This is a genomic window from Nocardia asteroides, assembly GCF_021183625.1.
GTDB classification, from domain to species: domain Bacteria; phylum Actinomycetota; class Actinomycetes; order Mycobacteriales; family Mycobacteriaceae; genus Nocardia; species Nocardia asteroides_A.
Genome location: NZ_CP089214.1, coordinates 81,419 through 94,803, shown reverse-complemented (window position 1 = coordinate 94,803; position 13,385 = coordinate 81,419). Strand labels below are relative to the sequence as shown.

Annotated in this window: 13 protein-coding genes and 1 pseudogene; 6 read left to right on the top strand and 8 right to left on the bottom strand. The window is 69.0% G+C overall.

Annotation, left to right across the window (positions count from 1 at the left end; genetic code table 11):
* Positions 1-68: 68 nt before the first annotated feature.
* The gene (locus LTT61_RS00435; protein ID WP_233017912.1) at positions 69-1,805 is read right to left on the bottom strand and encodes a glycoside hydrolase family 15 protein; all 1,737 of its coding nucleotides are present in this window, start codon (positions 1,803-1,805) and stop codon (positions 69-71) included.
* Complete coding sequence (locus tag LTT61_RS00430; RefSeq protein ID WP_233017911.1) at positions 1,792-2,043, bottom strand: hypothetical protein; 252 nt, start codon at positions 2,041-2,043, stop codon at positions 1,792-1,794. Before LTT61_RS00430 ends, LTT61_RS00435 begins: the two co-directional genes overlap by 14 nt.
* 129 nt (positions 2,044-2,172) lie before the next feature.
* On the opposite strand from LTT61_RS00430, the gene LTT61_RS00425 reads away from it, so the two are divergent.
* Positions 2,173-2,313 (top strand): hypothetical protein, encoded by a 141-nt coding sequence (locus tag LTT61_RS00425; RefSeq protein ID WP_233017910.1) that lies wholly within the window; start codon positions 2,173-2,175, stop codon positions 2,311-2,313.
* 92 nt (positions 2,314-2,405) lie between these two features.
* Here the strand turns inward: LTT61_RS00425 and LTT61_RS00420 are convergent, their stop codons facing one another.
* Together LTT61_RS00420 and LTT61_RS00415 are read right to left on the bottom strand one after the other, a co-directional pair.
* Positions 2,406-3,524 (bottom strand): fumarylacetoacetate hydrolase family protein, encoded by a 1,119-nt coding sequence (locus LTT61_RS00420; protein WP_233021283.1) that lies wholly within the window; start codon positions 3,522-3,524, stop codon positions 2,406-2,408.
* Positions 3,509-3,772 (bottom strand): annotated as a pseudogene (locus LTT61_RS00415) (homogentisate 1,2-dioxygenase); the annotation flags it as partial. The pseudogene LTT61_RS00415 and the gene LTT61_RS00420, both read right to left, overlap by 16 nt.
* A gap of 256 nt (positions 3,773-4,028) precedes the next feature.
* Between LTT61_RS00415 and LTT61_RS00410 the strand changes: the two are divergent.
* The 4 genes from LTT61_RS00410 to LTT61_RS00395 all read left to right on the top strand — a co-directional run bounded on the left by LTT61_RS00410 (position 4,029) and on the right by LTT61_RS00395 (position 7,399).
* Positions 4,029-4,340, top strand: coding sequence for a hypothetical protein (locus LTT61_RS00410; protein WP_233017909.1), 312 nt, complete (start codon positions 4,029-4,031; stop codon positions 4,338-4,340).
* Positions 4,337-5,533, top strand: coding sequence for a tyrosine-type recombinase/integrase (locus LTT61_RS00405; protein WP_233017908.1), 1,197 nt, complete (start codon positions 4,337-4,339; stop codon positions 5,531-5,533). Before LTT61_RS00410 ends, LTT61_RS00405 begins: the two co-directional genes overlap by 4 nt.
* Before the next feature lie 173 nt (positions 5,534-5,706).
* Positions 5,707-6,369 (top strand): hypothetical protein, encoded by a 663-nt coding sequence (locus tag LTT61_RS00400; protein ID WP_233017907.1) that lies wholly within the window; start codon positions 5,707-5,709, stop codon positions 6,367-6,369.
* Complete coding sequence (locus LTT61_RS00395) at positions 6,353-7,399, top strand: tyrosine-type recombinase/integrase (RefSeq protein WP_233017906.1); 1,047 nt, start codon at positions 6,353-6,355, stop codon at positions 7,397-7,399. The genes LTT61_RS00400 and LTT61_RS00395 overlap by 17 nt, the downstream gene beginning before the upstream one ends.
* Positions 7,400-7,616: 217 nt before the next feature.
* Here the strand turns inward: LTT61_RS00395 and LTT61_RS00390 are convergent, their stop codons facing one another.
* Positions 7,617-8,795, bottom strand: a complete 1,179-nt coding sequence (locus LTT61_RS00390; RefSeq protein ID WP_233017905.1) for a homogentisate 1,2-dioxygenase — start codon at positions 8,793-8,795, stop codon at positions 7,617-7,619.
* Here LTT61_RS00390 and LTT61_RS00385 point away from each other — a divergent pair.
* Positions 8,794-10,191, top strand: a complete 1,398-nt coding sequence (locus tag LTT61_RS00385; protein WP_332909220.1) for an LLM class flavin-dependent oxidoreductase — start codon at positions 8,794-8,796, stop codon at positions 10,189-10,191. The two genes, LTT61_RS00390 and LTT61_RS00385, sit on opposite strands and share 2 nt — an antisense overlap.
* A 69-nt stretch (positions 10,192-10,260) precedes the next feature.
* On the opposite strand, the gene LTT61_RS00380 is transcribed toward LTT61_RS00385, so the two are convergent.
* Genes LTT61_RS00380 through LTT61_RS00370 form a run of 3 tightly spaced genes read right to left on the bottom strand, consistent with a single transcriptional unit; the run spans position 10,261 to position 13,309 of the window.
* Entirely contained in the window at positions 10,261-10,632 is a 372-nt protein-coding gene (locus tag LTT61_RS00380) for a DUF742 domain-containing protein (RefSeq protein ID WP_233017903.1), read from the bottom strand.
* Complete coding sequence (locus LTT61_RS00375) at positions 10,629-11,045, bottom strand: roadblock/LC7 domain-containing protein (protein ID WP_233017902.1); 417 nt, start codon at positions 11,043-11,045, stop codon at positions 10,629-10,631. Before LTT61_RS00375 ends, LTT61_RS00380 begins: the two co-directional genes overlap by 4 nt.
* On the bottom strand, positions 11,042-13,309 hold the full coding sequence (locus LTT61_RS00370) for a nitrate- and nitrite sensing domain-containing protein (protein WP_233017901.1): 2,268 nt from the start codon (positions 13,307-13,309) through the stop codon (positions 11,042-11,044). Before LTT61_RS00370 ends, LTT61_RS00375 begins: the two co-directional genes overlap by 4 nt.
* Positions 13,310-13,385: the final 76 nt, after the last annotated feature.

Here is a 13,385-nt window from a genome sequence, read left to right as displayed (position 1 = left end):
TCTCCAGCCTCGCGCCGGGCACCCGCGCCGCCCTCATCCGATCCGGGTGACCCGCGCCCCGCCGCAGCTCACCGGGGCAGCGCGACCGGATTCCGCGGCAGCAGGGCCGCCGCAGCCATCCCGGCGACGGCGAGCAACCCGAGCAGCACCATGGCCGCGGCGTACCCCCGGCCCCCGGGTTCAGCACCAGCACGGTCCCGGCCACCCCGGTGCCGATGGCGCTGTAGCCGTGCTCCACCTGCAGGTAGGCCGCCACCACGAAGGAGACCCCCATCAGCAGCAGCCACTGCAGGTTCTGGGTGAGCAGCCCGAGGTCGGAGACACCCCCTCACCGGAACTCCGCGGCCACCCCGGCGCCCGGATCCGGCCGCGCCTCGGCCCGGTCCAGCTCCTCGTCCAGGGCCGGCGCGGCCGCGATCTGCGCGAGGTGCGTGAATGCCTGCGGGAAGTTGCCGAATTGCTCGCCGGAGGGGCCGATCTCCTCGGCGAAGAGCCCCACGTGGTTGGCGTAGGTGAGCATCTTGTCGAAGCCGTAGCGGGCCCTGGTCAGCCGCCCCGCCCTCCACGTAGAGGAAGCTGCAGAGCGTGAAGGTGCCCTCGGCGCCCGCCAGGCCGTCCGGCGCGGCGGCGGGGTCGTAGCGGTGCACCAGGCTGTCGCTGACCAGTTCGGCGTCCATGGCGTCGAGCGTGCTCAGCCAGTCCGGGTCGCGCGGGGAGAGGAACCCCATGCGCGGCATGAGCAGCAGCGCGGCGTCGAGCACCTCGGTGTCGTAGTGCTGGGTGAAGGCGCGCCGCTTCGGGTTCCAGCCGCGGGCCAGGATCTGCTCGAAGACGGCGTCGCGGGCCGCTCTCCAGCGCGGCAGGTCGGCGGGGCGGGCGTGCGCGGTGGCGGCCCGCACGGCGCGGTCGAAGGCGACCCAGGTCATCAGCCTGCTGTAGGTGAAGTTCTTGCGCCCGCCGCGGGTCTCCCAGACGCCCTCGTCCGGGCGGTCCCAGTTGTCGCAGAGCCAGTCGACCAGCCGGGCGAAGTTCTGCCGGCCGCGCACCGCGATGTCGGTGGTCTGGGCCAGCGCGTCGGCTGCCTCGCCGTAGATGTCGAGCTGGACCTGCCCGGCCGCGCCGTTACCGATCCGCACCGGCCGCGAGCCCCGGTACCCGGTCAGGTGGTCGAGGGTCTCCTCGGTGAGCTCGGGGTCGCCGTCGACCCGGTACATGATCTGCAGCGGCTCCCCTGACGCGGTGCCGCCGGCCTCGAGCCGGTCGCGCAGCCAGTGCCGGAACGCCTGCGCCTCGGCGGTGAAGCCCAGGTCGAGCAGGGCCCGGACGGAGAGCGAGGCGTCCCGGATCCAGGTGTAGCGGTAGTCCCAGTTGCGTTCGCCGCCGACCTGTTCGGGCAGCCCGGCGGTGAGCGCGGCGATCGGCGCGCCGGTGGGGGCGTAGGTCAGCAGTTTCAGCGTGATCGCCGAGCGGTGCACCATGTCGCGCCAGCGGCCGCGGTAGGTGCTGCCGCGCAGCCACGTGTGCCAGAACCGGCAGCAGGTGTCGAAGGCGGCGAAGACGCTGCCGGAGCCGGGGGCGGGCGGGGGTGCGCTGCCGGGGGCGGCGGTGCTGAGCACGATCGCGGCGGTGTTGCCCGCTTCGGGCGTGAAATGCGCTGTCACGTCGGTGTTCTCGGCGCTGAGCTCGATCGGCCCGCTGATCTGGACGTGCAGGTCGAGCCCCGGGCCGCGGAAGGCGGCGGCGTCACCCAGCTCCAGGGTGTGCTCGGCGCGGGCGTAGTCGAAGCGCGGTTCAGCGCGGAGCACGCCCCTTCCTGCGCGTGAGCAGCGCCCCGCTGAGCACCCCGATCACGAACATGATCAGCAGGATCAGCCACATCGGGGAGGTCACGGTGACCAACAGGAACTCGATCTGCACCTTCCCGCGGTTGGACAACACGAAGATCAGCGCGAGCACCGCGAAGACCAGGGCCAGCCACTGCCCGGTGGAGATCTTGGCCAGCAGCGACTGCCTCGGCTGCGCGGAATCGGATTTCGCGTGCACGGCGCACCTCCCGGTCGGAATCGGCGCCCCCGATGATCCACGCCCGCGCGGCCGCGGCCATCACCCGTTCGGGGTGATATCGAAGCTCGGCGCGCGTTTCCGCGCGGCGTTCCGGTCAACCCTCCGATCATGAGCGATCCCGAAGAGCGGAACAGTGTCGAACCCGGGCGAGACGACGTCGAGCACCGCCCGGACTCCACCGACCAGACCCCGACCGACACCGAGGAGCAGGCGGAGAAGATGCAGTCCGAGGGCGATACCCCGACCTGACCGGCCGCTTCAGCTCGCGGTCGCCGACCACGCAGAGCGGGCTCCGACCCGCCACCGCCACGCACCCGGCGAGCGCACCACCGGTAGCACCCCTACCGGCGGGCGGGCCGAATTCGGCCGCGCACGTCGCCGAGTTCGATCCGGGTGCCATCCGGCCCTGGCGCGGTCGCGGCGATGACGACCTCGTCGCCGTCTTCCAGGAACGAGCGGGGCGCACCGGCGATGTCGATCGGCTCGGCACCGTTCCAGGTCAGCTCGATGCAGGAGCCGCGCTGGTCACGGGCGGGGCCGGAGACGGTACCGGAGGCGAACAGGTCACCGGTGCGCGCGGCGGCGCCGTTGGCGGTCAGGTGCGCGAGCATCTGCGCGGGCGACCAGTACATACCCGCATACGGCGGCCGGGAGACGAGCTGCCCGTTCCAGCAGACGGTGAGCTCGATATCGAGCCCCCACGGCTCGGTGCCGCGCAGGTAGGGCAGCGGCTCGGGGTCCCGGCGCGGTGTGGCGATACGAGCGGCGTCGAGCGCGGCGAGCGGGGTGACCCACGGGGAGATCGAGGTGGCGAAGCTCTTGCCGAGGAACGGGCCGAGCGGCGCGTACTCCCAGGACTGGATATCGCGAGCGGACCAGTCGTTCACCACGACCACGCCGAAGACGTGCTCGGCGAAGGCGTCCGGGGTGATGCGCGCGCCGCCCACCCCGACCACGAAGCCCAGCTCGGCCTCGATGTCGAGGCGCCGCGACGGCCCGAAGACGGGGCCGTCCGGCGTCGCGAGCTGGCCGCACGGCCGGACGATCTCGGTCCCGGAGACGACGACGGTGCCCGCCCGCCCGTGGTACCCGACCGGCAGGTGTTTCCAATTCGGCAGCAGCGGAGGCGAATTCGGACGATAGAGCCGCCCGAGGTTGCTCGCGTGCTGCTCGGAGGCGTAGAAGTCGACGTAGTCGGCGATCTCCACCGGCCGGTACAGGGTGACCTCGGTCAGCGGATACGAGGTGTCGAGTTCGGCCACGAGCGAACGCACCTCGGCCCAGCGCCGCGGCCCCTGCGCCATGAAGGCATTGAGGCTCGGCCGGGCGAACACGTCGTCGCCGAGCGCGGCCGCCAGGTCGACGACCCCCTCCCCCACCCGGACCCCGACGCGCGGCGCCGCACCCCCCACGGAGAACACCCCGTACGGCCGGACCCCGTCGATCACGCCCACGACCAGGCGTAATCGGGATCCTCACAGGCCAGCCCGCCCTCGCCGAGCCCGAGCGGGGCGAAGGTGTCGACCATGACCGCGGTCTCCTCGAACCGCTCGGCGCCGAGCGAACGCTCCGCGGCGCCGGGCTGCGGGCCGTGCGCGTGCCCGCCGGGGTGCAGCGAGATCGAGCCGAGCCCAATCCCCGAACCCTTCCGCGCCTCGTAGTCGCCGCCGCAATAGAACATCACCTCGTCGGAATCGGTATTGGAGTGTTTCACCACCTCGGTGTAGCAGATATGCCCCGCTTTCCCTCGTCTTCCGCCGATACAAGACCAGCGAGTCTGGTCGGTTTCGTCTTCTCGAAAGGCTCCGATGAACCGCGCCCAGCCCACTCCCGTACGGCCCCTCGCCTTCCCTACCAGCAGTGATACCCCGCGCCCGCCGCTGGGGCAGGTCCCCACCGAGCCCCCGCGTCTGGCTACGCTGCACCTGCCGTGGGAGGGCCACTACCGCTATGCGATCCGGTTGATGGACACCGGCGGACGTGTGGTATTCGCGCGGCTGCTCGACGACCTCGGCTGGGGCCCGGGGACCCGGCTCGCCACGCGGATCCACCGCGAGCAGATCGGGGTTCTGAGCCCCGGGCGTGGCCCGGCGCTGAGCAAGCATCGCCATCTGTGCCTGCCGATCGCGGTCCGGCGGCGGCTGGGCCTGACCGTCGGGGATCAGCTGCTGATGGCGGTCCATCGTGAACGCCGCCTGCTGCTGGTGGCCTCGGCGCGGTTGCTCGACGAGCAGATCGGTGGCCGGTTGCGTGCCGCGATCGAAGAGAACTCGTGACCGATCGCCCCACTCCAGCGCCGGGCACCGCCGGGGCGTTGCTCGCCCAGCTCGGACTCGATCCCGCCGACGTGGCCGCTCTCGCCTCACGGCGGCGCACCATGCCCACCATTGCCGAATACATCGAGCGCCTTCTGCCCACGCTGCCCGACACGCCGGGCAGCCGCAATTACCGGCTGTACTGGCGGCGGTTGCTCGCCGAGAGTGATCTCGGGTCGCGCCGTCTCGACGAGCCGACCGCCACGGAGTTCAAGGCCCTCATCGCCCACCTGCGCGAGACCCGGGTGCGGCGCCGTAACGGCCGCGACGGCAGTGCGGTGGAGTCGTCGTGGATCACCGCGCTGCGCAGGCTCTATCAGTGTGCCGAGGACGACGGGCTGATCGAGCCGCACCGCAATCCGGCCCGCCGCCTCGAGCGCCCGCGGATGCAGCCCCCGGCGCGGCACGCCCTGCCGCAGCGGGTGATGGCCGAGATCAACCGGATCGCCGCGGTGACCGGTAGCGATCCCGAGCTGGACGTGTTGATCATCCGGTTGCATACCGAGACCGCGTGCCGGCGTGGTGCGGCAATGGCGCTGCGTCCGCGTGATCTCGATCCCGAGGACTGTGTGTTGCTGTTGCGGGAGAAGGGCGGGCTGCAGCGCTGGCATCCGGTCTCGCCCACGCTCATGCGTGCGCTGGTCCACCACGCGCGCACCCGGTGCACCGACCCGGATCAGCAGTTGCTGCGGGGCCGATCGCTGCGTCCGGTGCGCGATGATCGCTATGCCCGGCTGTGGGGGCGCATGTCCCGGTACATCCCGGAGGTCGAGGCCTACAACATCACCACCCACTGGCTGCGTCACACCACCTTGACCTGGGTCGAGCGCAATTTCGGGTACGCGGCCGCGCGGGCGTATGCCGGCCACATCTACAACCAGCGCTACAGCTCCACCCTGACCTACACCAAGGCCGATCTGACCGAGCTCGCCCGGGTCGTGCAGACCCTGACCGGCGAGCCTCACCCGTTGCTTGTTCCGTCACAGCCGCAGCAGACGAGCCTGGCGGGGGCTACGCACTCCACAGCGCACAACCTCCACCGGGCATGTCAGACCGGAAACCGCCCCCAGGGCAACTCCTCCGGATCCCTGACCGGAAGCTCCCCGACCTCGGCCACCACACCAGATATAGCCGCTTCGAGTCCGGCATCGTGATATGCGGCACGCGATCGGGGAGGCGTTGCACGTCGCGGTACTGGCCAGGCTCGGAGGTCTTTGCTGCGCTGTGCTGGGAACAGAACCGGCGACCAGGGGCACAGGTCGCGCGTGATCGGTAGCATCGGGGTACGGCGTGGGGACTGCCGATCGTGAGATTGCGGAGGTCTGCCATGTCCCGACAACCGTCCTGGTCCGATTCCGGCCGGGAGGTGCCGCCCTCGGAGTCTGCGCCCCGCGCCCGAGGTCATGCCGGTTCGCGTGGGCATGTTCGCCTCGAAGTGAAGGCGGGCCGGTTCATCGGCGAGATCGGAGCGTGCGCGCCGGTGCGGACACGGGGACGTGCCACCGAACTCGGCGTCGATCTGCTGCTGCGCGCGGGTGCCCGGGAATCTGCGGCGGTGGAGGCGCGGACGCCGGCGTTCGCGTTGGCGTCGGCGATGCCGAGTTCTCCGCTGGATCGCGCGCTGTGGGCGGTGACGTCGTTGGACAGCCGCGGCCGGTTGGGCAACCGCGCTCTCGTGCGCGCCCTGGGCTGGACTCCCCGTGAGCCCATCACCATGGTGGTGCGCGAGCGGCTGCTCGTCATCCGGGGCGCGCGTCGCGCGCGGTTGTCGATCCGCCACGACGGCTTCATCCGTATCCCCGCCGGTCTGCGCCGCGCGTGCGGGCTGCACGCGCGCCATCAAGTGTTGCTCGCTGCCGACCCGGGCACCGACACCCTCGTGGTCTACCCGGCGCGGCTGCTCGGTGAGGCGCTGTGGCGTTACCGCCCCGAGGTCTGGGCCCGCACGCTCACTTCCGCGGATGGGGCCGGTCATGGCCAGGGGAGATGACATCGGTACTGCTCTGCACCTGATCGCCCGGCTCGGTCTGACTCTCGAGGATCTGGCCGTCGCCGAGCCTGACGCGTCGAAGATCCCGACCTTTCAGGCTTACCTGGCCGGACTGCGCGATGCGGTCCCGGTGACCACGCTGCGGGCCTACAACTCCTACTGGCGGATCATCGAACGCGAGTGGGGTGAGCGTCGTCTCGACGAGCCGAGCGCCACCGAGATCACTGCCATGGTCGAAGCGCACCGCCACCGTGCGGTGGTGCGGCGCAATACCCGCGGCGGGCACAACGCGGTCCTGCTGTTCATCGCCGCGTTCCGGTGCCTGTATCGCCACGCCGAGCGCGACAAGCTCGTCCACCCGCTCGACAATCCCGCGGCTCGCGTCGACAAACCGGCCCCCTTGGCCAGCCCGCGCCACGCTCTCTCGCGCGACCGCATCGAGGACCTCGCTCGGATCGCGAGCACCACCGGCAACGATCCGGACCTCGATGCGCTGCTCGTGCGGCTGCATGTCGAAACGGCTTGCCGCCGCGGCGGCAGTCTCGCGTTGCGCGGGGAAGACCTGGATCCCGAGGACTGCCTGATCCGGCTGCGTGAGAAGCGCAACACCGTGCGCTGGCAACCGGTCTCTCCCACTTTGATGCGGGATCTACTGCTCCACGTCGAGGACCGGGGTGGGCTCGACAGCACCCGTCCGGTGCTGCGTTACTACACCGGCGCGGCGATGGGCCGGCGCCGCTACGATCACCTCGCCGACCGGTGGCGCGAGCATCTGCCCTGGGCGGCCACGCCGGGAGTGAGCATGCATTGGTTGCGCCACACGACGTTGACCTGGGTCGAACGCGAATTCGGGTACGCGACCGCTCGCGCGTACGCCGGGCACGCCGACAGCCGGGGCCGGGATGGCGTCACCCACACCTATGTCCGAGCCGGCGTTACCGAGGTCGCCGCGGCGGTGCAGGCACTGACCGGAGAACCACACCCGCTGGCCGCCCCGGGCTCGCGTGGATCGGGTTTCGGGTCTGCATGATCGTCGCTGCAGCCACGAGCCGATCTGTGGCGTGCGTGGTCGAGGTGACCGTGGTGCGCGGTCCGGCGGTCTGTTCGTGCAGATGCGCAGATGTTCCATTTGCGGAGGCCGTGTGCGTGCCTGATGCGGGGGCCGCGACTTGTTCCTGCGGCGCTTTCGCGGTCGGTGGTGCTGCGGGGCACGAGGTCGGCGACGAGCGCGTTTCCCTGGGGAAGTCTCAGCGGGACCAGCTTCGGAAGTAGACGCCGTCATCGGTGGCTCGTGCGCCTTCGCCGAGTTGCAGCGGAGCGAAGGTGTCGATCATGACCGCGAGCTCGTCGAACCGTTCGCGACCGATGCTGTTCTCCATCGCACCGGGTTGGGGCCCATGTGTATGACCGCCTGGATGCAGCGAAACCGATCCCTTCTCGATACCGGCCCCCTCACGCGCCTCGTAATCGCCGCCGCAATAGAACATCACTTCATCAGAATCCGTATTGGAATGGTGATAGGGCACCGGGACGGCGAGGGGATGATAGTCGACCTTACGCGGCACGAAATTGCAGACGACGAAATTGCGGCCCTCGAATACTTGATGTACCGGCGGGGGTTGATGGATTCGCCCGGTGATCGGTTCGAAGTCGCCGATATTGAAGGTGTAGGGGTACAGGCAGCCGTCCCAGCCTACGACGTCGAACGGGTGGGTCGGCAGGACGTAGCGAGTGCCGGCGATTCCCGCGGGCCCGCGATGCTTGACCAGGAGCGGCACATCGGTGCCCTCGCGCAGCAGCGGCGTCGTCGGGCCGTGCAGGTCCCGCTCGCAGTAGGGCGCGTGCTCGAGGAATTGCCCGAACCGTGACAGGTAGCGCTTGGGTGGGGCGATGTGCCCGGTCGCCTCGATGACGTAGGCGCGAACCGGTGCCCCTTCGGCCGGGAGCCAGCGGTGGATGGTGGCGCGGGGTATCAGCACGTAGTCGCCGGTGCGGAAGTCGAGGGCACCGAATACCGTTTCGATGACGCCCGCGCCCTGCTCGATGTAGACACATTCGTCACCGATCGCGCTCCGGTACAGCGGTGACGGCACCCCTGCTACCGCGTAGGAGATGCGCACGTCGGCGTTGCCGAGTATCAGCCGACGCCCGGTGACGAGGTCCGTAGCGTCCGCCGTGGTGAACAGCAGGTGGAGGCGCAGGTGCCGGGGCAGCAGCGGGACGTTGGGTTCCAAGCTCAGATCGCCGGGCTCCCATGGTTCGGCCGTCGTGATGGCCGAGGGGATCCCGCGGTGATACAGCAGTGATGAATCGCCGGAGAAGCCATCTGCGCCGGCGAGTTCCTCGGAGTAGAGTTCGCCGGTGTCGCGGCGGAACTGCGTGTGGCGTTTGGGGGGTATTTGCCCGACGGTGCGGTAGTAAGCCATGCGGACCCTTTTCCCTGCGGCTGGGGTCGGAGTTGCTGCGTCCGACCGCTCGCGATGTATGGATATATTCGACCGACGACGCTTCCCTTTGTGTATATCAACTCGAGCAGCAGCCCGGCCTCCTGATCGAGCAGCCGCCACAACGAGATGTTCATCCCCACCGCCAAACAATACTCGTCCACGCAACCCGCGACACCCATGGTCGCGGCAGAGCTGCCGCGGTCAACCGCACGCAGCACATGCTGCATCGCCCAGCAAGAGGGGCATTGGTTGCGGTACCCGTGCTTCCCTTACGCTGCAAATCATTCGATACTCACTTCTCGATGCGAGGCGCCGGTCACCCTGCGCCCAAGGCACACCGCTTTCGGAGCCCACCTCTACGGGCTGGATGGTGGCGTGCCGACAGGGAGGCTCCGCCGCAACACTGCACGAGCGGTTCACCCAAATGCTCGAGCTCGGCAAGCTGGCGGATGCGGGCGGGCTGGACGTCATCTCCTTCGGCGAACATCACCGGCCCGACTTCAGCATGTCGGCACCGGAGATCGTGCTCGCCGCGATCAGCGGAGTGACCGAGCGACTCCGGCTCTCCAGCGGCGTGACCGTGCTGTCCAGCCAGGACCCGGTTCGGGTCTTCGAGCAATTCGCGACGCTCGACAACATCTCCGACGGCCGCGCGGAGATCATCGCCGGGCGCGGCGCCTTCGTCGAGTCGTTCCCCCTCTTCGGGTACGACCTCGCGGACTACGACGCGCTCTTCGATGAGAAGTTGCGGCTGCTCATGCAGATCCGCGACAACGAAGTCGTCACGTGGACAGGTCGATTCCGGTCCGCCCTGGAGGCTGCGGCCATCTCGCCGCGGCCGGTCCAGACACCGCTGCCGATCTGGGTGGGCGTCGGCGGTACCCCCGCCTCCGCGATGCGCGCCGGAGCCCTCGGGCTCCCGATGAATCTCGGTTTCTTCGCCGGTCCCGAGCAGTTCGTCCAGCGCGTCGAGCTCTACCACCGCGCAGCCGAGGCGGAGGGACACGAACGTTCCTCGCTGCGGGTCGCGGCGAGCGGGCACATGTACGTGGGGAAGACATCGCAGCAAGCGCGAGCGGACTTCTACCCGTACTACTCACGGTATCTGCAGGCGAGCGGCGCACCCTTCGCCGCCAACGGCTTCCCGCGCCATACCTACGACGCCTGGATTCAGGCGAGCCTGCCGGTCGGGAGTCCGCAACAGGTGGTGGATGCCATCATGCGGCGCGTCGAGCTGCTCGGCATCGACCGGTTCATGGGGCAGATCGATGTCGGCAACCTTCCGTGGTCCATGACCCGCGACTCGCTCGAGCTCTACATGACCGAAGTCGCTCCGGTGCTGCGGCGGGAAACCAGCCGGGTGCCGACGCGATGACCACCTCCAGGACCTCGGTGCGCGGACCGCGCGCGGCCACCGAGATCCTGGATCGGTTCGGTCGGCTCCTCAGAGACTTCGGATGCCGTTCAACAACGCCTGAAGGAGGACTGGGTCATGAGGTGTGTCGGCCGGGGCGGACGCCCGGTAGGTGAGGTAGCCAGCCTCGATCAGGTCGCAGATCAGGACCTTGGTGACGAACAGCGGAAGCCGCAGTCGCGCGGAGACTTCGGCCACCGACAGCGGTTGCGCGCACAGGTGCACGATCTCCACGTGCTCGGCTTCCATTCGGGACACACGGATGTCGCTACGCACCGTCTTGACCAGAGTGATCATGTCGAGGTCGTGACGTGCTTCTCGATCGCGCCCAGCGGCGACGGCGTACGGTCGCACGACCCTTCCGGCATCGTCTTCGAACCAGTACTCCCGCGCGGGCGTCATCGCGAATCGACGCGGCCGTCATTCTGCCGTGTCGTCGCCGACAGATAGCTTCCGACCCGCTGCACGGTCTGATTCATCTCGTAGGCGACCATTCCCATATCGGCCGATGCCTCGGCCCACACCGACAGGCACGCGTTGGGCCCGCCCGCCGTGACGAACAGGACCGCGTCCTCGAGTTCGATGACGGCCTGTCGCACGCCGCCACCGTCGAACCTGCCTCCAGCGCTCCGCGCCAGGCCGTACATCGCCGAGGACATGGCGCACAGGTGCTCGGCGTCGGTCCGTGCCAGGGATCGGCAGCGGGCGATCAGCAGCCCGTCGGTGGACAGCAGCACCGCGCTGCGTACTCCGGGTATCCGCCCGACGAGTTCGTCCAGCAGCCAGCCGAGATCGGTCGAAGCCAGGGAGGTCATGGTCGTCGTTCCTCATCGTCGCGGGGAGTGCGGGTGGGTACGCGCCTTCCTTGCTCGGTGCCGTGTGCGATCTTCGCGATCAGGTCCCGCGCCTGCTCTGCGGAGCGCGGTGTCGCCACCGGCCGCGCGGTCCGTTCGACCGGCCGATCCGACAGCTGCGGGGCGAGGCTCGCCTGCCGGTGGCGCCGCGGAAGCGAGGGCCGAGCACCGGATGCCGTCTCGGGATCCGCTCCGAAGTCGGCCGGTGCCGGGTGTGAGGGTCCGCTGGTGGTGATCGGGAGCGGCCCCTGGGCGGGATCGTCCGCGAAGGCGGGCGGTGTCGAATACGGATTCGGGGCCGCCTCATCGGCCAGCAATGCCGCTGGAATCACCACGAGCGCCTTGATCCCGCCGTAATCGGACTCGGTCAAGCGAACCTTGATGTCATTGCGCGCGGCAAGCACCGACACCACGATCAGCCCCAGACGAGAGTCGCTGGAGAGTTGCAGCACGCCGAAGTCGGGGCTGTCGGCCAGGAGGGCGTTGACCCGCGCCAGCTCATCGGGCCGCATCCCCAGTCCCTGGTCGATGATCTCGACCACCGCTCCCTTTCCGACCGGATTGCCGGAGACCTCGACCCGAGAAGCGGGCGGCGAGTAGGAGAGCGAGTTGTCGATCAGTTCGGCGAGCAGGTGGATGATGTCGGCGACGACGACGCTCTCGATCCGGACATCGGGCAGTCGCGCTGCCCGGACCCGGGCATAGTCCTCGGTTTCGGCAATGGCACTGCGGACGATGTCGCGCAGCGACACCGGATTACGCCACTGCCTGCCGGGTCGTTCTCCGCCCAGGATGATGAGATTTTCCGCATTGCGCCGCTCGCGGGTGGCGAGGTGGTCGAGTTTGAACAAGAGGCTCAGCAACGCCGGGTTCTCTTCCCTGGATTCCGCGGCGTCCAGCACTTCGAGCTGCCGATGCGCCATCAGCTGACTGCGGTGGACGAGATTGAGGAATACCGCGTTGACCGCATCCCTGGTCTTGGCCTCGGTCACCGCGGCTGCAACGGCGGTTCGCTGCGCAGCCTCGAAAGCCCGTGCGACCTGCCCGATCTCGTCGTCACCGAAGTCGAGGCCGGGCAGCGCGGACCCGATATCGACGTCGTCCCCGGCATGAATTCGAGCGATGATCGCGGGGAGACGGTCGTCGGCGAGTCCGAGGGTTTCCTGGCGCAGCCGCATGAGGCGCCGGGTCATGCGGTTCGCGAGCCACAGTGTCGCGAGGAAGGCGATGGCGGTGACCCCGAGCGCCACACCGCCGAGGGTGAACGCGGTACGCGTCGTCTCCTCCGCGGTTCCGGCCACACGCTCCTGCACCTGCTGGTAGTAGGTGCGCCAGAGCGCGTGGAGTTCCTCGACGGACGTTTCCGCGTTCTCCTCGACCGACGCTGCTTCCGGCGTTGCCGTTGCCTGCCGGCGAGACGAGCTGCCTCGTTCGATCAGGGCCGCTTCGAATGCTGCCGAAGACTGCCACGCCGGGCTGCCGGTGAGCTGCGCTACGCGAGCGCGGAGTTGTTCGTCCGCACTCGCGGCAAGCACACCGACTTCGGCGTGATACGCACCTACCCGGCCGACGAACTGCTGCAGGAAAAGGTCGCCGAGTCCGTCTTCGGTGGCGACGGCAGCAGCCAGCCCGTGTGCCGCCGACATCGCGTCGGCGGCTCGGAACAACCGCGCCGCGTTCGCCAGCGCGACTGCGCTTCCGGCGTCAGGTGCCTGCTGAGCCATGATGTCGACGGACCGCGCCTGCACGGCAGTGAGGCGACCGAATGTCTCGTACGCCTCGGCCACATTCGACAGCTCCGCATCCACCCGCACACGCAGCTCGAGCAACTTGCGGACCGCTTCATCGACGCTTGCCCCGAATTCGTCGAACGTCCCCGGGATGATGGCGCTCAGCGCAGTCGGTACGGTACCCAGCCCGCGAACAGCAGCATCGACGCGGCGGCGTTCGTCCAACAGCGCAGCCTGGTCGTGGGGCCGCTGTGCGATGCGGAGCAGGGTCAGCCGACGCTCCCGCACGATCGCGTCGTTGAAAGCGATTGCGTGCGGCGCCGACTGCAGAATCGTATCGGCCCATTTTCTGTCGCGATCAGCCTCCCGCACGAGGTGACTCATCACTCCGGCCACCGCGATGACGAGTACCAGACTCGGAATCAAAGCGATTGTCAGAATGCGGGAGCGGACGCTGCCGAATCCGAATCGGACGGGGGTTCTCAGCGAAATCATCTGTTCTTTCGGTCGGTCCTCGAACTAGGGCTCGCCGCTCTCGTCGTGCCATCCGCAACCTCGTCCGCAGATCCTG